The sequence below is a fragment of the Rhodopirellula sp. UBA1907 genome, from assembly GCF_002337565.1.
GTDB lineage: Bacteria > Planctomycetota > Planctomycetia > Pirellulales > Pirellulaceae > Rhodopirellula > Rhodopirellula europaea.
Genome location: NZ_DDGH01000056.1, coordinates 1 through 17,641 on the forward strand (window position 1 = coordinate 1; position 17,641 = coordinate 17,641).

Here is a 17,641-nt window from a genome sequence, read left to right on the forward strand (position 1 = left end):
GTTCTTGGTGAATAATGCGGGATCATAGCTCGTCGGTGGTCGCCGCCCTGGAATCCGTCCCTTGCCCCTCTGAATGAGCACCTCGTGATCGCTGAACTCATTGCTGCAAACAACCCGGCCGCACGCCCGGTGAGTGTGGATGAGTCGGCGGTTCATTTTCTTTCTGAAAATGACGTCCCGGAGTGGATCGTTCGTTCTCTCACCGCGACTGCGTATGACGAGTGGATGCCATTGCAGAATCATTTCATCGCTCCGGTGAATCAGCTCCGCGACCTCAACAATGAAGATCTGTATCGGCCTTGGTTTCAACGACGATACCTCACCGTTGGGGGTGGCTTGAATGGCGATCCGATCGCGATCGACCTGAACACTCATCGGATGTGCTTTCTCTTCCACGATGAAATGTATCCCCGGAAAGATTACCTTCCCGACGACTTTGTATTGCACACCCCACTCACCTACACTGACTTTTGGACTGGAGTCGCCAACGATCCTTCCTTCCCGGTCGACGCCTACGAAGCCGAAGAACGCTGGGGACGTCCCCAGCGAAGTTGAGCATCGTGATTGCCATGGACGTTCGCTGACGGTTGCCAAATATGAACCGAACGTGAACGCGTTTCGGCTGGTCAAATCAACAGCCCATTCACCGGTGACACCTTTGTTTGAAACTCACTCGCGCATCCGGACACGTTGATACCATGTGGACTTGCCCGCATTGCAATGGAAAGACCGACGATGAATTCCGGATTTGTTGGACTTGCCGAGTTCCGCGTGGGAGTTCCGCTGACGATCACGAACTGAAGCAGCCTGCTCCAGTTCGAAGGGGCTCGTCGTCAGCTTCACCGGAAGCCTCTGACATGAATAGGGGAACGAAGTGTGATACCTCGTTTGTACAGACGCGAGTCATTTGCGTACTCCAGGGCTTTACTGCAGTGGTGATGGCGACTGCATCGGTCTGGTTCTTCACCAGTGCGCAGGTGCAGCTAAGAGCATTTACGACCTTTTTTAGTCCAGCGTCGTTGGGATGGAACCAGTTCGCGACCTTCGTTTGGTGGTCAATGTTTTCGCTTGTGAGCCTCTCGCTTTTGTCTCTGGGGTCAGCCGTTTGCATGTACCATCGACGAGGTTATTGGTTTTGCATTTTGGTTTTCGCGATACAGTCCTTGCTGTGGCCAATCGGTACCTTTCTCGCCCTTGTCTCCTTTGCCGTTGCATTGCAACCAGCCGTGATTGATTCGTTTTGGCGAGTAGACGGGGAACCAAAGCAAATCTTGGATGGGACGGGAGGCGGGAACTGTTCTCCGGCTGACTCATGATTGATTTGGAACCGCAAATCGCAGTCGACCTTTGGGCCGCTCGGATACCGGGGTTCGCGTGTATTGCCGAGCACCACTGGCTCATCGTTGCTCGACTGGGAACTGCGAACCGTTGGGAGGTTTGGCAGACTCCTGGCGAGTCCGAGGTTTCTTGGGGGCATTTGCATTGTGACTTGCTTCGGCTGACATCAGGCGTTGGTAACGGTCCTGGGCGCATGCTTCACCGGTGGACCGGCACTGATGCGTGCGAACTGGCTCAGCGCATCGAAGAGGCGCCTTCGAACTATCCGTGGATTGATACCTACCGTGTTTTTCCTGGCCCCAATAGCAACACATTCGTACAATAGGCGCTCGCTGATATTTATAAACTCGGCTGGCGTGGAATCGGGCGAGCCTATGTTCGGCATTGCCCGGTTCACAGTCGAGAATAACCAGGGTGGCTAGCGGCTTTGTCCAACTGGAGCGATTCATCAGAATGACGATTCGTAGGCTTTTCTCACTGGTGGTACTGTCAGCACTCGCATTCTGCTTGGCGACTTGGGACCAATATCTGGGCGTTTTCGCGGTATCGGTCATCCCGATGGTTGCGTACGTGTTGTTGGCTTCTTCATGGAAAAGCAAATGGCGGGTCTGCTTCTTTGTATTGGCTTTGATTCCTCTCTATGTCACGTCTTCCGGACCGGTCATGGCGTGCCGGTATTTGTCTGACCCCAACAAAGCTTCCAACCTGGACTGGAGCGCGGTTATGATTCAGCGTTGCTATCCTTTCCACTCAAGACTCGACCGTCATTCGAAAATCGGGCAATTCTTAAAGGACTATCATCGAAGGTGGATTGAGCTAAGCAGGAGCCTTTTGGCATCTGACCTGTTTTGGAAAACGCCACGGCTCCCACGTACAACCGGGGCCAACACCCAGACCGCTGACAAGGTTGTGCTCGATCCTTCCCGCCGAGCTGCTTAGCCGGATGCGAGCAACGAATTCCTGCAACAGATCCGTTCGTCGAAAGGCACAGAAATGACACGACTCTCTCTTGCGTTTTTGATCGCTGCGTGCCTGATGTCTCACGCGTTTGCCGTTGATCTTCCTGAAAGCGAGGTCGAACAATTTGACTACAAGACCATGTCTCAGGCGAATGCGTGGATTGGAATGTGTGTGGCAGAAGCGATTCCGGCCAACTCGGTTGCTCATGCAATTTTGAGGGAACAGAAAACCAAGCTGAGGCTTGGTGGCGATGCACGCGAACGATCTGAGTCGAGTTTGCGAGAAATCGCATCCAAACTGTTTGACGACCTTTATCGCCGTGCCGGACCGTTTGAAAAATGGAGCCGTCTTGCCGAGGAAGTCGAGTTTGCTCGGTTGACCATCGTGACGAAGAAGGGCGATATCTACTTTGTCGATGTGCTGCAGAAAGTCGGATCTTCGGAGTCCAGTGCATTCATAGTTCGAGGTGCCGGCTTTACTCTCAGGACGCCAGTGATTCCGCACGGAAAGAAATAGAGTCGGCGGACGATCCAGAGTACTTACGCGACGAATTCAAATGTCGGTGATGCCCGTTTGGCAGTTGACGCTCTTGGCGTTCTGTCTGACTGAGTCGTCCCCAGCAAGTCGTGGTTGATTGCTATGATGGCTTCGGATTGAAACCGGGCCACGCAGCAATCAGGATGACAGATTTTGCCTTCGTACTACGACATCATTGGTGACATCCACGGGCATGCGGAGGAACTGGTTGAGTTGCTGTTGGAGTTGGGGTACCAGCGACACGGTCAAGGGCTTCGACATGCGGATCGGATGGCGATTTTCGTGGGAGACTTGATCGATCGTGGGCCCGCGATCGCTGAGGTGATCCGGATCGCTCGTTCAATGCTTGATGCCGGTGACGCTCGTTTGGTGATGGGCAACCACGAGTTCAATGCGATCGCGTTTCATACCGCTGTGCCAGGTTCCGCGAACCAGTGGTTTCGTGAACATTCGGAGAAGAATCGCAAGCAGCACCAAGCCACTTTGGATCAGTTGTCGACGCGAGAATTGGCCGATGCGATCGCTTGGTTTCGAACGCTACCCGTGGCGGTGGAACTGGACGGTGTCCGCGTGGTGCATGCGGCTTGGATGGAGGACGGAATTGACGAGATCAATCGGTCGCTGGATACGTTCGGTCGGTTCACACCTGAGTTTTTGGCGGAGGCCACGAGAACGCCAAGTGAGTTGTACAAAGCCGTCGAAGATGTGCTGAAGGGACCGGAACTGAAGTTGCCGGCTGGGCACGAAATCGTCGACAAATCTGGGCATGTGCGAGACACGGTTCGGGTGAAGTGGTACGAGCAGCCTGCGGGGCGGACATACCGTGGCTATCATTTCGGATCCGACGACGTCCCCGATTTGGCGATTCATCCATCCGCAGTAGAAGGATTGGTTGGTTATCCGGCCGATGCTCCGCCCGTGTTGGTGGGGCATTATTGGTTGACGGGAACACCGGTTGCGTTGGCGGTCAATGTGGCTTGCACCGATTACAGCGTGGCGAAGAATGGCAAGTTAGTGGCGTATCGCTGGGATGGCGAAACCGCGTTGTCAGCACAGAAGTTTCATTGGGTTGGAAAGGAGTGACCGATGTTGGATTGGATCAAGGTGGCCGGGAAGCTGGCGTATGACCGTCCGACACGCGAGCGGTTGCTGGGGTACCGACCGGTGGTGATTTGTTTGATCCAGTCGCTCGAACGGGACGCGTTTCTGTTTGTCCAACCCGCCGCTGGTCGTGGAGCTTGGATGCCACCGCAAGAAGGCATCCCGCCGAACGTGTCGGTCGAAGAGGCGACGTCGCAATGCTTGGACGTCGAGCTCGGCGTCAGTCGAAAGCAGATGCATTTTCGGCGTTCGGTTTGGTTGGGACGCAAAGCAATCCCGGAGCGGCAAGGCAGTCGCGACGTTGAGTTTTCGATTCGGCCTATGCAGGGCAAGGCGTACTATGGATCGCTGAGCAAAGTCGCCGAAGACACGCCGATCACACACAATCCTGCCGAGGTTTCGGGGCACGAGTGGATGACGCTCGATCAAATTCGCGACCGCGTGGATGGTAACTCAGACCGCAAACGCGAATTGATGCGAGTGTTGTTCGCGAAGCTGGTGGGGATGGAGCTTTGAGAACGGGAGCCGGGGGCTGACGCGTTGCGGCCAGAGAGATCCGGCGAGAGCTTCGTGAAGCGAGCGTAGAAAGCTATGCCGTCAGCAAACGGTCGATCATTCGTATCAGCAATCTGCTGTCCAGCGGTTTGGTGGTGTAGTCCGTGCATCCGACGCTGAGGCAGACGTCACGGTCGCTGTTCATGGCGTTCGCGGTCAATGCGATGATGGGAAGCTCGAAGCCGCGTTTTCGCAGTTCGCTGGTCGCGTCGTAGCCATCCATGATGGGCATCTGCATGTCCATCACGATCAAATCAACATCCTCAGCGTCACTGGTTGCCATGAATTCGACCGCTTCTTTTCCGTTGGTCGCTGTCACCACTTCGCCGCCGGCACGCTCAATGAAGTGTTGGGCCAAATAGCGGATGTCTCGTCGGTCATCGACCACCAATACTTTTGCGTCGAGTTTGATTTCACCGTGAGGAACATCGGCTGATACCGAAAGGGCGAGGTTCGGATTGACCAGCTGAACGTGAGGGTCGACCTTGACCGACAACGTGAACCGGCTTCCGACCCCGTACTGACTCTCCACGTCGACTTGCCCGTTCAAAGCGTGCGCGAGTCGGTGACAGATAGCCAGTCCCAATCCTGTGCCGCCGAACGAACGCGTCGAGGTGTTGTCGACTTGCACAAAAGGATCGAACAGTTTGTCGATTTCGTCGGACGGGATACCAATTCCGGTGTCGATCACATGAAATTGAAGTCGGCTGTCTTCTTCGTCGAATCGAACCGTCAGGCGAACGACGCCCTCATCGGTGAATTTGATCGCGTTTCCGACCAAGTTCACCAGGATCTGTCGAATTCGAATTGCATCAGTGTGGATGATCTCGGGAACCGGTCCGTCAAACTCGATCTTTAGCGGCAGCTTTTTTTCCGCAGCACGAACGTCCATCAACGATCGAACCTCTGCAACAATTGCATCTGGACGAACCGGTCGTTTGGCGACCTCGAGTTTGCCTGCGTCGATCTTGGACAAGTCCAAAATGTCGTTGATGATGCCCAACAAGAAATTGCCATTGCGACGAATGGTGTCAACGACTTGCAAGTTGTCCGGGTCCTGCAGATGGTCGCGAAGAATGTCCGCGTGACCCAGGATGGCGGCCATCGGAGTGCGGATTTCGTGCGACATGTTTGCGAGAAACTCGCCGCGGGATCGGTTTGCGGCTTCGGCTGCGTCTCGTGCGTCCTGCAGCGATTGCTCGAAGAGTTTTCGATCGGTGATGTCTTGCATCGTCCCGATCACTCGCTCGGGAATGGATCCGGGGTGCCGCTCGTCGAACAAAAGCAGCCCCGAATTGACGATCCAACGAACCTCGCCATCAGCACGCACGATCCGATGTTCCAACTTGAAGCTGTGCTTGACGTCTTTGCCAGACAACGACAAAAACAGTTGGCGGTATCGAGCACGGTCTTCCGGGTGCACTCGATCGAACATCGCGGTTCGTGGGAATGTTTCTCCGATTTCGATTCCGAAGATGCGATAGATTTCGTCGGACCAAACGCAGTCCGAACTGCGGATGTCCAAATCGTAGGTGCCGAAGCCGGTCACTTCGGCGGCAAGCTTCAGGCGGGTCTCACCCGTGCGGATGTTGTGTTCCGTTTCTTTTTGTTCCGTGATGTCGATGGCGGCGACCATGCCTGAGACGGGCACGCGTTTTCCATCGACCTCGTCAAAGAAAATTCGTTTCCGAATACTCACCCATCGAATCTCTCCTTTGGTATGAACCACTCGGTGTTGGGTTGCGAATTCGCCAGTGCCATCGGGTTCGAGGGATGCTTTCACCTTCTGTTCGATGTCGAAAACATCATCGGGATGAAACCGCCGGTGCACTTCCTCTCGGGTGACTTCTTGGTTGGCTGGCAAACCAAACAGCACCGCGGCTTTCTCGTCCGCCACCGCTCGACCGCTCAGGTAGTCAATCTCGATGATCCCGAATTCAGCCACCGACACGGCGAGTCGCAAACGCTCTTCTGTCGTGCTCTGACGTCTCAAGGATCTGGTCCGGTTGGTCGCTCGGGAGGAACTGAATCGAAAAAGGAGATGTCGATCCACGGAGAGGATGGAAGCCAGCGTCACGCTGTTGATACGGACCGTTGTCTTGGCACGGAAGGACTTAGCATGGAAGCAAAGATGGGGCCGCTCGATCCACGCGTTCTACCGCGGAACGCTGCTTCGATCTGATTCGGATCGTGTCACGCATAGTGTCGATTGAGCGTTCCAGGAATGCAATGCGAGAAACGCTGCGAAAACTGCTACATCAGCCGAATTGATTCCATCGCGGACGATGGCGGTTGGCTTGGTTGCGGCACGAAAGCGAGCAAGTCGTACCGTCAGCGATCAGTCTGCAAACATCGTTCGTCGTCGAGCTTGAATGCAGCGACATCGCTTCCGCATCCGAAACGACGGCGGCACGATACTTGCGTCTGAGCAACGAGGTGACACGTTCCACAGACTGCCGCCGGCGGATCCGTTTTGAGAATGAAAGACAGCAACTTGAAAATCTATTTGGCGAGCGGGGACGACGGGCAGCGGAAGGTGTTGCAAGCCAACTTGGAATTGCTCACGCATCAGGTTGAACTTTCAACGCCGTCACCCGCGGTCATGATTCGGCGATGCCAAGAGAACCCGCCCGACATCGCGGTGGTGGGAACGCGATTTCAGGAAGACGATTGCTTCCGCTTGTTGAATGAGCTGAGCGAGCTGAATGTGTGCCCAGCCGTTGCGGTTCTGGAGCACCAGGACATTGATCGGTCTCATCGGTTGATGGCGGACCAAGTCATGGGCGTCCTGGTTCAACCGGTCAACGACCGGGATCTTCGTACCGCGATCTACCTGGCTCGACGCCGGTTTGATCAATCCAAGCTGATGAAGCAACGGATTTCTGAACTGAAAGAAACGCTCGGACACAATGACGATGAACCCATTGACGACGAAAGTGAAGAAGCTTCGCCATGAATGAAGACATTGGCCGATCGAGGACGATTTATTTGGCACACGGCGACGAATGCTCGCGTCGTGTCATGTCGACAATGCTCGAAGCACTCGGGCACACGGTTCCCGTCGTCACAGAATCAGGCAAGTGCCTGATCGAGCACTCGGTGCACTGTCCGCCGAATGTCATTGTCGCGGCACCACGGTTGTCTGACATGGACGGCATTGAGGCGTTGATTCGAATCGGCGAAAAGCGTCCGGTTCCTGCGATCATCGTCGCCCGAAGTGATGATCTCGACAAAGTGGAACGAGCTTTGGAAGACCACGTGATGGCTTACTTGGTTGAACCGCTGACGACGGAAAGTTTGCAGCCAGCTATCTTTCTTGCTGAGCGACGATTCAAACACTTCGAGGACTTGCGTCGCCAGGTCGCCGAGCTGGAGGAGAAATTGGAGCATCGACGGATCATTGAACGGGCAAAGGGAATCGTGATGCAGGTTCGTGATCTTGGCGAATCGGATGCTCATCGGCTTTTGCAGAGCACAGCCACTCGAAGCCGTCAGAAGCTCATTGATCTCGCGAAGCACGTTTGTGCGACGGGTGATCTTTTTTCGGAAGTTCCGAAACCAAAACATTGATCTCGGGATGACTTCGGGCGGCGTGAACATTCGCTGACGCCGTTTGCCAGTGCGACTCGGCTACCCGTGCTCAAGACACGTTTGAGAGAACCGCTTTGGGACTTGGTTCCGCTGTTGTCGTTTCAGACTTGCTTGGTGAATGATTCGGAAGGAACGTTTTCAGCACCAAGTGAGTTGGATAGTAGAGCAGTGCTGGTAGGCCGACGAATAGCATTGTGAGCCAAGCTGTTGGTGGCATCCATTGTTGGGGCTGAGCGTCATCCATTCCGTAGACGTAGTTGATGTTGTGGGGCTGGTTCGGGAAGTCCAACGTGGCGCCGGCTGGTGGCATCACGAAATAGCAGATCAAGAGCAACAGCCACGCGGTACCCGTCCAGGCAAACAGTGCTCGCCGGTCGTAACCGAGTCGCCACACCAGATAGATCAGCAGGATTGGCAACCAAAAGTGAAAGAAGGACAGGCCACGTGCGAACAATGAGATGCCCGGGTCAAACATGTAGTCGGTCATTCCCGTGACGGGCATCCCAATCAGTTGCCCCACGAAGTCGACTTGCCAAAGCAGTTGCGGAATCGTGATCCCAACAGCTGCCATCGACGCAAAGAGAGGACGTTGCGTCCACACCGCGGCGACAGCTAAAAACAACGCGACGTCGCAGAAATAAAGAAAGTTGGTCGGTCCATACTCTCGCCAGTAGTACGGTGTGAGAACCGCGACGAAAGCGGTGAAAGCGAGTTTGATCCAAAGTGGGATTGGCTGGGAAGAGGATTGACCATTCATGAGTTGTTTCCGGCGTTGGTTCGGGCGGGTTGCTCCTAATCATGAGCCCGACAACTCGCGGTCACTTCGCGAAAATGAAGGCGATTCGCGAAGAAATTTTGAACCGTGTGGACACTCTGATTCAGCGGGATGCTCGGGCCGAAATCAGTCGACGGTGACGAACTCGTTGCTGTTGAAAAGAGCCAAGCAAAGGTGGGCCAGTTTCTCCGCGTTGGTCGACGGGCTCGCATTCAGAAAGTCCTGGACATCGATCCGTTCCTCGGGTGTCGGGAGCCGACTGAAGGAGCGAAGGAAGATCGCATCAATGCGTTGTGCATCAGTAGGATGGTCCTTGGCGATCGACTCGGCCATTGATCGAGCCAAATTCAGTGAGAACTGCGAATTCAAAAGGTGCAGCGATTGTGGTGCGGTCGTTGAAATGTCTCGGCGGGAACAGCTGGTGTTCGCGCTGGGACGATCGAAGACTTCAAAGATTGGGTAACGCAGGTTGCGGCGAGCAAAGACGTAGATGCTGCGCCGATCATGCTCGGAGCGATCTTCCGTGACGTTCCATTGGTTGACGAGCAAGGTTCCGACCAGCTCTTTGGGAAGCGGTGGGCGAACACCTGGACCGCCAGACTTCCAGTTGATTTGTCCCGAGGCAACCAGCATCGCATCGCGAATCGCTTCGCCCTCGAGCCGCCAACGTGGATAGCGGGAAAACAGTTGGGCATGCGGGTCAGCTTTCAATGCCTCCGCCCAGGCATCTCTTTCGGAGTCGGTTGCATTCTTGTCGAGTCGGCTTCGTTGACGATAGGTGGCCGACGTCACAATCATTCGATGCAAAGACTTGAGACTCCATCCTTGCTTGACGAATGAGGACGCGAGCCAGTCCAGCAGTTCCGGATGGCTGGGCTCGGAACCCATCACACCAAAATCACTGGGCGTGCTGGATAGCCCCGCACCGAAATGATGTTGCCACACGCGGTTGACCATAACCCGCGCGGTCAATGGGTTCTCGGCAGCAACCAACCAATCTGCCAAGGCCGTTCGAAGTCCCGCCGATTTGTCCGATGGTTTCGGCGAATAAGCATGCGTTTTCGATGAAACGACTCGGATCGCACCGGGGCTGAGTTCAGGACCTGGACTGCGGAAGTCCCCACGCAGCATCAGGTGGCTGGAGTGTGCCGATGGAAACGATTCGCTTAGCGTGGAAAGTGAACGGTTCTTCTTGAGGGGAACAGATGGTTCAAAGATGGCACGCAGTCGATAGAAGTCCGCTTGGCTGATCGGATCGTACTTGTGATCGTGGCATTGGGCACAACCGACTTGCAAGCCGAGAAACACCTCGCCGATGGTCGACGTCAATTCGTTCAAGACAGTGTGCCGACGTTCATCGATCAGGTTGATGTCCGGCATGTCCGGTCCTGAAAGGCAAAACCGCGTTGCCGTCAAAGCGGAGTCGTCGTCCGGATCCGTTTCGTCGCCAGCAATTTGAAGTCGAATGAATTGGTCATAGGGCATGTCATCATTGAGAGCGGCGATGACCCAATCGCGATACTTCCACGCGTTGGGTCGGAGCTTGTCATGCTCGAAGCCGTCCGTTTCAGCGAAACGAGCCAAGTCGAGCCAGTGCTGCGCCCATCGTTCGCCGTATCGAGGCGAGTCGAGCAAACGATCGACCAGTCGCTCATAAGCATCGGTTCGTTTGTCCGATTCGAACTCGGCGATCTGAGTTGGCGTCGGTGGCAATCCGGTCAGGTCGAAGCTCAATCGCCGAATCAAAGTTCGACGGGAAGCTTCGGGTTGTGGCTGCAACCCGCGTCGATCCAGTTCGAATTGGACGAAATCGTCGATTGCATTTTGACGCCAACCAGCATTGGAAGGCTGCGGCACTTTGACTTGTTCGATGGGTAAGAACGCCCAGTGCTCACGATCGTATTCGTCGATGGGCAACTCGACATAGTCAGCGGCATTGTCGTCGGCCGTGACGATGCTCGGAAGGTTCGACGTGCCGATGACAAAGGCACACAGGACGGTCAACGCATTCAGGCAACTCGCGTTTGTGACTGACCACAACTTTCTTTGTGAAGTAGACATCAACCGAGGATCCCTTCGACGGCTTCCGCTTCATCCGGACCGGTCAAACGTTTGTCCAATCCGTTGTGAAAGTACGTCAGGTCGTAGTGATCCATTCCCAACAGATACAGAAGCGTCGCATGGAAATTGTTGACGGAAACTTTGTCCGTGACCGCTCGCAGCCCGATTTCATCCGTTGCGCCGAACGCACGACCACCGCGAATTCCGGCACCCGCGAGCCAGACGCTGTAGCCCCAAGGGTTGTGGTCGCGGCCCTTTCCTTGTTCGCTCATGGGCATGCGTCCGAATTCGCCGCCCCAGATGACCAACGTGTCCTCCATCAGCCCGCGTTGCTTGAGATCTTGCAACAGGCCAGCGATGGGTTTATCGGTTCGCCTGCAATACTCGGTGTGGTTCTTTTCAACGTTCGCATGAGCGTCCCAGCCATTCGTGTCGCCAGAATACAACTGAACAAAACGCACACCGCTTTCGAGCATCCGACGGGCCAACAAACAACGCTCTCCAAATTCGCGTGTTTCTTTTTGGTCAATGCCGTACATCTGTTTGGTTTGCTGAGTCTCCTTTTGAATATCGACCAACTCAGGTGCTTCAGATTGCATTCGGAACGCCAACTCGTAGGCCTTCACGCGAGCGGTCAATCGATCGTCAAATTCGCGTTGTTCGAGATGTCTTTGGTTCAGCTTTTGAATCAGGGAAAGATCGAGCCGCTGTTGTTTATCGGTGACGCCCGGCTGAGGTTGCAAATCAAGGATCGGTGATTTCCCCGGACGCATGGTGACGCCTTGGTAAGACGCAGGCAGATAGCCGTTTCCCCACGCCGGCGGTCCGCCCTTGAGTCCTCCGCCCGGATCGGGCAACACGACAAATGCGGGCATGTTCTGGTTTTCAGATCCCAATCCGTAAGCGACCCAACTGCCGACGCTGGGATTGCCCATCAAGATGCTGCCCGTGTTCATTTGATAAACGGACTGCGGATGGTTCACGCTGTCGCCGTGCATGGACCGGATCACACAAAGGTCGTCGGCGTGTTCGGACATGTGTGGAAGGAAATCACTGATCTCCAAACCTGATTGGCCTCGAGGACGAAAGCTGCGGATGGGAGCCAGTAACGGATTCTTCTTGACGTTGCGACGCGTCATCACGTTGCCAAAACTTTCCGGCAACGGCTGGCCACTGTACTTGGTCAGTGCGGGTTTGGGATCAAACAGATCCACGTGACTGGGGCCGCCGTGCATGAAAAGCCAAATTACTCGTTTGGCACGCGGGGCGAAATGCGGCTGATGAACGCCTGCACCCGAGTTGGCTTGCGTCAGTGAGGCACAGGCTAGCATTCCCATTCCACCGCCCGCATTGGCGAGGAAACTTCGCCGGGATTGCGATGGGATCTGATTCAAGGTGGGGATCTTCATGGCCGCGTGGATCAGTTGGGAGGGCTCGGTGGAAGTTTTGGGGTTTCCGACGGAGCAATGTCGTGCTGAGTCTGTCGTCCTGAATCTGGTTGGACTCACTATAACGAACGTGCGAAGCCGTTGCGACGAAAAGACGTGACGGCGGTTTGTGACGCTGCTCACCAAGCCCGTTGGTGCAACGCATGATGAACGCTGGGAGGTGATATTTCACCGAATCGAGCAAGCGGATTTTATTGGGCCGGATTGCAGGTTGTCTTTGGTATCAGCTCAGCGGCGAGGTTGGTTTTATGCGATCATGTGTCGACCGAAAGTCCGACCGTTTTTGAATTGCTCGCGTTTCATTTGAATCTTTGAGATCGGACTTCGTCCCTCCGTCCCGGCACGTCCATGTGCGGGACAAATCCCACTCCAAGGTCTCTCAATATGATTGTGTCTCGAATTCTTTTGTTGGCCAGCATCGCCATGCCTGTGATGGCAAAGGGCGACGAGCATGTCGTTCATTCCTTTGAACGAAAACAACTGACCGGCACATATTTCTCCGAAGGTGCGAACGCGGCGGACGTCAACGGAGATGGCGTGGCGGACATTGTCTATGGTCCGTACTGGTTCGAAGGACCGGCCTATTCAACGAAGCATGAAATCTACCCGCCTGTTCCACAAAACATGGATCGGTATGCGGACAACTTTTTCAGTTGGTTGTATGACTTCAACGGAGACGGTCGCAACGATGTCTTTGTCGTGGGATTCCCGGGGACACCCGCCTATGTCTATGAAAATCCCGGTGAAAGCGGATTGGATCAACATTGGCCAAAACACCAAGTGTTCGACTGGGTTTCCAATGAGTCCCCGCAATTGTTGGACATCGTTGGTGATGAGAAACCTGAGTTGATCTGCACCCGGGATGGCTTCTTCGGATTTGCCACGGTCGATTGGGAACATCCGTTGAACGCATGGGATTTTCACCCGATCTCCGAACAGATCGTATCCAAAAAGTTTGGGCACGGGTTGGGGATTGGGGACGTCAACGGAGATGGACGCCAAGACTTGATTCATTCAAAGGGTTGGTTCGAGCAACCGATGACGGGAGCATTGTCTTCGCGATGGTTCCATCACGAGGTTTCCCTGAGCGAAGGATACGGCGGCGCTGAAATGTATGTTTACGATGTCGACGGCGACGGTGACAACGACATCATCACCAGCCATCGTGCCCATGATTTCGGTTTGGCGTGGTATGAACAGATGCCTGGCGACGGAAACGAGCCTCAGTTCAAGCATCATTTGATCATGGGGGAGCATCCTTCCGAGAATAAATACGGCGTCGTGTTCAGTGAGTTGCATTCGGTAGCGCTAGCCGACATGGATGGCGATGGGTTGAAAGACATCGTCACCGGAAAAACCTATTGGTCGCATCACCGCCAGAGTCCTCAGTGGGACGCGGGCGCGGTTGTGTATTGGTTCAAACTGAATCGCAGCAGCGATGGTGTGGATTGGGTGCCCTACAAAGCTGATGGTGGAGCCGGCATTGGTCGGCAGATTTCCATCGTGGACATCAATGACGACAAACTTCCCGACATCGTTGTCGGTGGAATGCTGGGGGCTCACGTTTTGACGCATCGGGTGAAGTCGGTCAGTGAGTCAGAGTTTCAAGCGGCACAACCAAAGGTCTACACCGGTCCAAAGCTGCCTCAAGTGAAGGATGCGGAGGCGTTGCGCGGCCCGAAGGCGAAAATTGATCGCGAGACGGGGAAGGTGCCCGGTGCGATCGAAGGCGAAACGCTGACGGGCAAAGCGACCGCCGGTTACGCGAAACCTCAGGACATGTCACGTTTTAACGAGGATCAGTGGAGCAACCAATCGCAGCTTTGGTGGACCGGTGCCAAACCGGCCGACAAGTTGACGCTTCCATTGCCGGAGTTCACCGGCACGGTCGATGTGGAAGTGGTGCTCACGTGTGCGGGCGACTACGGCATCGTGCAGTTGACGCTCGATGATCAACCGCTCGGTCCGCCGATTGATTTGTACAGCAACAGCGTGGTGACAACCGGAGTTCTGTCGTTCCCGAAGATCACCGTCGAGGGCAAACAACATTCACTGGAGGTTCAAGTGGTGGGATCCAATCCAAATGCCAAAAGAGCGTATATGTTCGCTTTGGATTACCTTCGCATTGTCCCCGCTGGCGAAGCTGACTGAATGAAGGCGGCAATTGTGGCGTGTCCGTCAGGGACAGTTGCTCAGGCGAGAATCTCCTGGATGACTTTGCCGGCGACGTCTGTCAGTCGGTAGCTGCGACCGTTGTGGAAGTACGTGAGTCGCTCGTGATCCAGACCGAGCAGGTGCAGGATCGTGGCGTGCAGATCGTTCACGCTGACGGGATTCTCAACGGCCTCGTATCCGATCTCATCGGTTTCGCCGTAGCTGACGCCACCTTTGATTCCGGCTCCCGCCATCCACTGCATGAAGCCTTTGGGATTGTGGTCACGTCCCTTGCCATTTTGCGAGATCGGCATGCGGCCGAACTCGCCGCCCCAGATCACGAGGGTCGAATCGAGCAACCCGCGTTGTTCCAAATCGGAAAGCAGACCAGCGACGGGCACGTCCGTCGCGGCGCAGTGATGGGTGTGGTTTTCTTCTAGATTGTCGTGCGCGTCCCACTCGCCGTCACTGTAGACCTGCACGAACCGAACGCCGCTCTCAACAAGCCGTCGTGCCATCAAGCACTTCGACCCAAACGATTTGGACCTGGGATTGTCGATTCCGTAAAGCTGCTGCGTCGCTTTCGTTTCTCGCGAAAGATCGACGACCTCGGTGGCTTCTTTCTGCATTCGAAAGGCCAATTCGAATGATTGCATTCGGTTGGCGAACTCGGCATCTCGCGTGTGCCGCCGCATGTGTTCGTCGTTCAGCTTCGCCATCAAGTCGAGCTGTGCGACTTGGTCTTGTTTGGTGATTTGAGGTTGTCGGTTGAGGTTGAGAACCGGTGCACCTTGGGAACGGAAGAGCGTGCCTTGAAAGGTTGATGGAAGAAAGCCTGCGCCCCAGTTGTGAGGTCCGCCTTTGGCACCTTGTGTGTTGCCCATCACGACGTAGCCGGGAAGGTTTTGGTTTTCACTGCCCAGTCCATACGTCACCCAAGCTCCCGCGGTGGGGAATCCCGGACGTGGCAGCCCGCTGTTGATTTGGTAAATCGCGGGAACGTGGTCGTTGGATTCGCTGTAGCACGATTTGATGAACGCCATTTTGTCGACGTGTTTCGCCACGTGGGTGTATTTGTCGCAAACCCACTGGCCGCTTTCGCCATATTGCTGGAACGAAAACGGCGACTTCATCAGCGGTCCCGGGTTGCCAAAGAACGCTTGAATGTCGGTTGTGTCGCCGTCTCGTTTGTCGAGTTCGGGTTTGGGGTCGAACATGTCGACTGAGCTGGGCGCACCCTCCATGAACAACCAAATGACCGACTTCACTTTCGCGGGGAAATGGCCCGGTCGCGGTGTCAGCGAAGTGATTGGATCTGATAGGTCGTTCGTCGGTGGTGCAGCCAACAAATTTTGCTCGGACATCAAATTGGCTAGGCCGATCATTCCTGCACCGGCACCCGCCCGGCTCAGCCACTCGCGGCGGCTGAGCATGTTCGCGACGCGACCGCAGGGAAACAGTTGTGAATGATTGGTCATTTTGGTTCGCCTCTGACTCAATGTAAGTTACTGAATGATGCGGTTGGTTGCCGGCGGTTGTTGAGTTGTTTCGACGGGCTTGGAAGCCCATCGTACGGGGCCTGAAATTCAATCGATGTAGATGAATTCATTGAGTCCGAACAACGACTGGCAAAAATCAGTCAACGCTTCGATCCGAGGATCTTGCTCTTCTCGTTCGGTTCTCGTGATCGTTTGTGCTTCGATGAATTGCATGGAAGCTTCGACTTCGACGTCCGTTGGCAACCTCGCAAAGGACATCTCAAACGCTTCGGCAATGACCGGCTTCAGTTCTGAAGCATCGGACCCCGAATCGCAGGGGTGCTCTTCGATCAATCGGTTTGCAAAGTCTCTTGCCACGGTGCGGACAAAGCGATCGTTGAGAATCACCATCGCTTGAGGTGCCACGGTCGTGTTCTGTCTTCGAGCACAACTGGTCATCAGGTCGGGCCGATCGAACGCTTGAAACATCGGATAAGGAATCAAACGTTTGTGGAACATGTAGACACTTCGTCGCCGGGTCGTGGCGTCGTCGGGCGCGTTCTTGGGATAGCCTTCGCCTTGGATGTTTCTGGCCAGGTTGGCTTCCGGAGCGATGTAGGGCTTGTAACCCGGTCCGCCGGCTTGCAGGTTGAGCGTGTCGCTGATGGCAAGCATCGCGTCACGCATCACTTCCGCTTCGAGACGCTGCGGATTCATCTTCCACAACAGTTCATTGCCGAGGTCGATTTCCAAACCTCGTTCGTCAGTCGCATCCCGCATGCTGGCTTGCTGCCAAACGGCACTGCCGAGAATTTCGCGGTGCAGAGTTTTGAGACTCCAGCCACTTTCGACGAATGCGTTGGTCAGGTACTCAAGCAATTCAGGGTGTGACGGTGCGTCGCCATTGACGCCAAAGTCACCCGTCGTTTGCACCAGCCCCTTGCCGAAGTGATGGTGCCAAACTCGATTGACGATGACACGAGCCAGCAAGGCTCCGCCGCCACGTTCTGTGTCGGTGATCCAATCGGCCAGGGCACGGCGCTGCAGGGTGCTCTTGGGTTCGCCGATTTCGTCGTAGGCTTCCTTGGCATTTTGCCAGTAGTCATGAGCGTCGGCGCCGGATGACAGCATGGCTGGGAACCCGATGTCGACTTCAATTTCGCGGTCGTAGAAATCACTGCGACGGAACAGCCAAGTCGTTTCACGTTCTTTGCCAAAGTCGCGAAAAAAGAATCCGTCTTTCCCACTGGGCAACTTGTCCGACACGCGATCGCCGCTGTGAAAGACGCCCAGCAGTTGGTAGTACTCTTTCGCCGAGAACGCATCGTATTTGTGATCGTGGCAGCGAGCGCAGGCGACCGTGATCCCAAGCATCCCAGACCCGAGTGTCGAAATCACATCATCCAATTCGTTGTAGCGATTCGCGAGACGCTCACTTTCAAGAAACGAATCAGGCAATTTGAAGGACGTGCCGGCGGTCAGGAAGCCGGTGGCTGAAACGGCAGCGTCATTGTCCGGTTCGATTTCGTCGCCCGCGATTTGCCAACGGACGAATTGCTCGTAGGGCATGTCATCGTTGAAGGCTTGAACCACAAAGTCGCGGTAGTGATAGGCATGCGGTCGGTTTTGGTCGGCTTCCTGGC

14 protein-coding genes are annotated in these 17,641 nt (G+C 55.2%); 8 read left to right on the top strand and 6 right to left on the bottom strand.

The window, feature by feature from the left end; translation table 11 throughout:
* Positions 1 to 84 precede the first annotated feature (84 nt).
* The 5 genes from B2R17_RS12315 (at position 85) to B2R17_RS12335 (ending at position 4,452) form a co-directional block, all read left to right on the top strand.
* The gene (locus B2R17_RS12315) at positions 85 to 555 is read left to right on the top strand and encodes a hypothetical protein (RefSeq protein ID WP_286764224.1); all 471 of its coding nucleotides are present in this window, start codon (positions 85 to 87) and stop codon (positions 553 to 555) included.
* Between the two features lie 757 nt (positions 556 to 1,312).
* A complete protein-coding gene (locus tag B2R17_RS12320) occupies positions 1,313 to 1,663 on the top strand; it encodes a DUF3750 domain-containing protein (protein WP_286764225.1) in 351 nt (116 codons plus the stop codon).
* Positions 1,664 to 2,331: 668 nt separating this feature from the next.
* On the top strand, positions 2,332 to 2,814 hold the full coding sequence (locus B2R17_RS12325) for a hypothetical protein (protein WP_286764226.1): 483 nt from the start codon (positions 2,332 to 2,334) through the stop codon (positions 2,812 to 2,814).
* 174 nt (positions 2,815 to 2,988) lie between these two features.
* Entirely contained in the window at positions 2,989 to 3,918 is a 930-nt protein-coding gene (locus tag B2R17_RS12330; RefSeq protein WP_286764227.1) for a metallophosphoesterase, read from the top strand.
* A 3-nt stretch (positions 3,919 to 3,921) separates the two neighbouring features.
* Positions 3,922 to 4,452, top strand: a complete 531-nt coding sequence (locus B2R17_RS12335) for an NUDIX domain-containing protein (RefSeq protein ID WP_286764228.1) — start codon at positions 3,922 to 3,924, stop codon at positions 4,450 to 4,452.
* 73 nt (positions 4,453 to 4,525) lie between these two features.
* On the opposite strand, the gene B2R17_RS12340 is transcribed toward B2R17_RS12335, so the two are convergent.
* Entirely contained in the window at positions 4,526 to 6,484 is a 1,959-nt protein-coding gene (locus tag B2R17_RS12340) for a PAS domain-containing hybrid sensor histidine kinase/response regulator (protein ID WP_286764229.1), read from the bottom strand.
* A gap of 486 nt (positions 6,485 to 6,970) precedes the next feature.
* On the opposite strand from B2R17_RS12340, the gene B2R17_RS12345 reads away from it, so the two are divergent.
* Both B2R17_RS12345 and B2R17_RS12350 read left to right on the top strand, forming a co-directional pair.
* Positions 6,971 to 7,447, top strand: a complete 477-nt coding sequence (locus B2R17_RS12345) for an ANTAR domain-containing response regulator (protein WP_008666036.1) — start codon at positions 6,971 to 6,973, stop codon at positions 7,445 to 7,447.
* On the top strand, positions 7,444 to 8,061 hold the full coding sequence (locus B2R17_RS12350) for an ANTAR domain-containing response regulator (RefSeq protein WP_286764230.1): 618 nt from the start codon (positions 7,444 to 7,446) through the stop codon (positions 8,059 to 8,061). Before B2R17_RS12345 ends, B2R17_RS12350 begins: the two co-directional genes overlap by 4 nt.
* A gap of 70 nt (positions 8,062 to 8,131) precedes the next feature.
* Here B2R17_RS12350 and B2R17_RS12355 read toward each other — a convergent pair whose 3' ends face one another.
* The 3 genes from B2R17_RS12355 to B2R17_RS12365 form a co-directional block, all read right to left on the bottom strand.
* On the bottom strand, positions 8,132 to 8,839 hold the full coding sequence (locus tag B2R17_RS12355) for a hypothetical protein (protein ID WP_286764231.1): 708 nt from the start codon (positions 8,837 to 8,839) through the stop codon (positions 8,132 to 8,134).
* Positions 8,840 to 8,983: 144 nt separating this feature from the next.
* Positions 8,984 to 10,918, bottom strand: coding sequence for a DUF1549 and DUF1553 domain-containing protein (locus B2R17_RS12360; protein WP_286764232.1), 1,935 nt, complete (start codon positions 10,916 to 10,918; stop codon positions 8,984 to 8,986).
* Positions 10,918 to 12,327 (bottom strand): DUF1501 domain-containing protein, encoded by a 1,410-nt coding sequence (locus B2R17_RS12365; protein ID WP_286764233.1) that lies wholly within the window; start codon positions 12,325 to 12,327, stop codon positions 10,918 to 10,920. The genes B2R17_RS12360 and B2R17_RS12365 overlap by 1 nt, the downstream gene beginning before the upstream one ends.
* 423 nt (positions 12,328 to 12,750) lie before the next feature.
* On the opposite strand from B2R17_RS12365, the gene B2R17_RS12370 reads away from it, so the two are divergent.
* Positions 12,751 to 14,517: an FG-GAP repeat domain-containing protein gene (locus B2R17_RS12370; RefSeq protein WP_008666045.1), complete on the top strand. Its 1,767-nt coding sequence runs from the start codon at positions 12,751 to 12,753 to the stop codon at positions 14,515 to 14,517.
* Between the two features lie 41 nt (positions 14,518 to 14,558).
* On the opposite strand, the gene B2R17_RS12375 is transcribed toward B2R17_RS12370, so the two are convergent.
* Both B2R17_RS12375 and B2R17_RS12380 read right to left on the bottom strand, forming a co-directional pair.
* Positions 14,559 to 15,998 carry a DUF1501 domain-containing protein gene (locus B2R17_RS12375; protein WP_008666046.1) on the bottom strand — a complete coding sequence of 480 codons (1,440 nt, stop codon included), beginning with the start codon at positions 15,996 to 15,998 and terminating at the stop codon, positions 14,559 to 14,561.
* A 108-nt stretch (positions 15,999 to 16,106) separates the two neighbouring features.
* A partial coding sequence (locus tag B2R17_RS12380; protein ID WP_286764234.1) for a DUF1553 domain-containing protein occupies positions 16,107 to 17,641 on the bottom strand: 1,535 nt, incomplete at its 5' end.

Bases quoted from the DNA above. Each gene is read 5' to 3' on its own strand.
- B2R17_RS12375 (WP_008666046.1), bottom strand. From the start codon at position 15,998: ATGACCAATCATTCACAACTGTTTCCCTGCGGTCGCGTCGCGAACATG.
- B2R17_RS12370 (WP_008666045.1), top strand. From the start codon at position 12,751: ATGATTGTGTCTCGAATTCTTTTGTTGGCCAGCATCGCCATGCCTGTG.
- B2R17_RS12325 (WP_286764226.1), top strand. From the start codon at position 2,332: ATGACACGACTCTCTCTTGCGTTTTTGATCGCTGCGTGCCTGATGTCT.
- B2R17_RS12345 (WP_008666036.1), top strand. From the start codon at position 6,971: ATGAAAGACAGCAACTTGAAAATCTATTTGGCGAGCGGGGACGACGGG.
- B2R17_RS12365 (WP_286764233.1), bottom strand. From the start codon at position 12,327: ATGAAGATCCCCACCTTGAATCAGATCCCATCGCAATCCCGGCGAAGT.
- B2R17_RS12335 (WP_286764228.1), top strand. From the start codon at position 3,922: ATGTTGGATTGGATCAAGGTGGCCGGGAAGCTGGCGTATGACCGTCCG.
- B2R17_RS12360 (WP_286764232.1), bottom strand. From the start codon at position 10,918: ATGTCTACTTCACAAAGAAAGTTGTGGTCAGTCACAAACGCGAGTTGC.
- B2R17_RS12355 (WP_286764231.1), bottom strand. From the start codon at position 8,839: ATGAATGGTCAATCCTCTTCCCAGCCAATCCCACTTTGGATCAAACTC.
- B2R17_RS12350 (WP_286764230.1), top strand. From the start codon at position 7,444: ATGAATGAAGACATTGGCCGATCGAGGACGATTTATTTGGCACACGGC.
- B2R17_RS12320 (WP_286764225.1), top strand. From the start codon at position 1,313: ATGATTGATTTGGAACCGCAAATCGCAGTCGACCTTTGGGCCGCTCGG.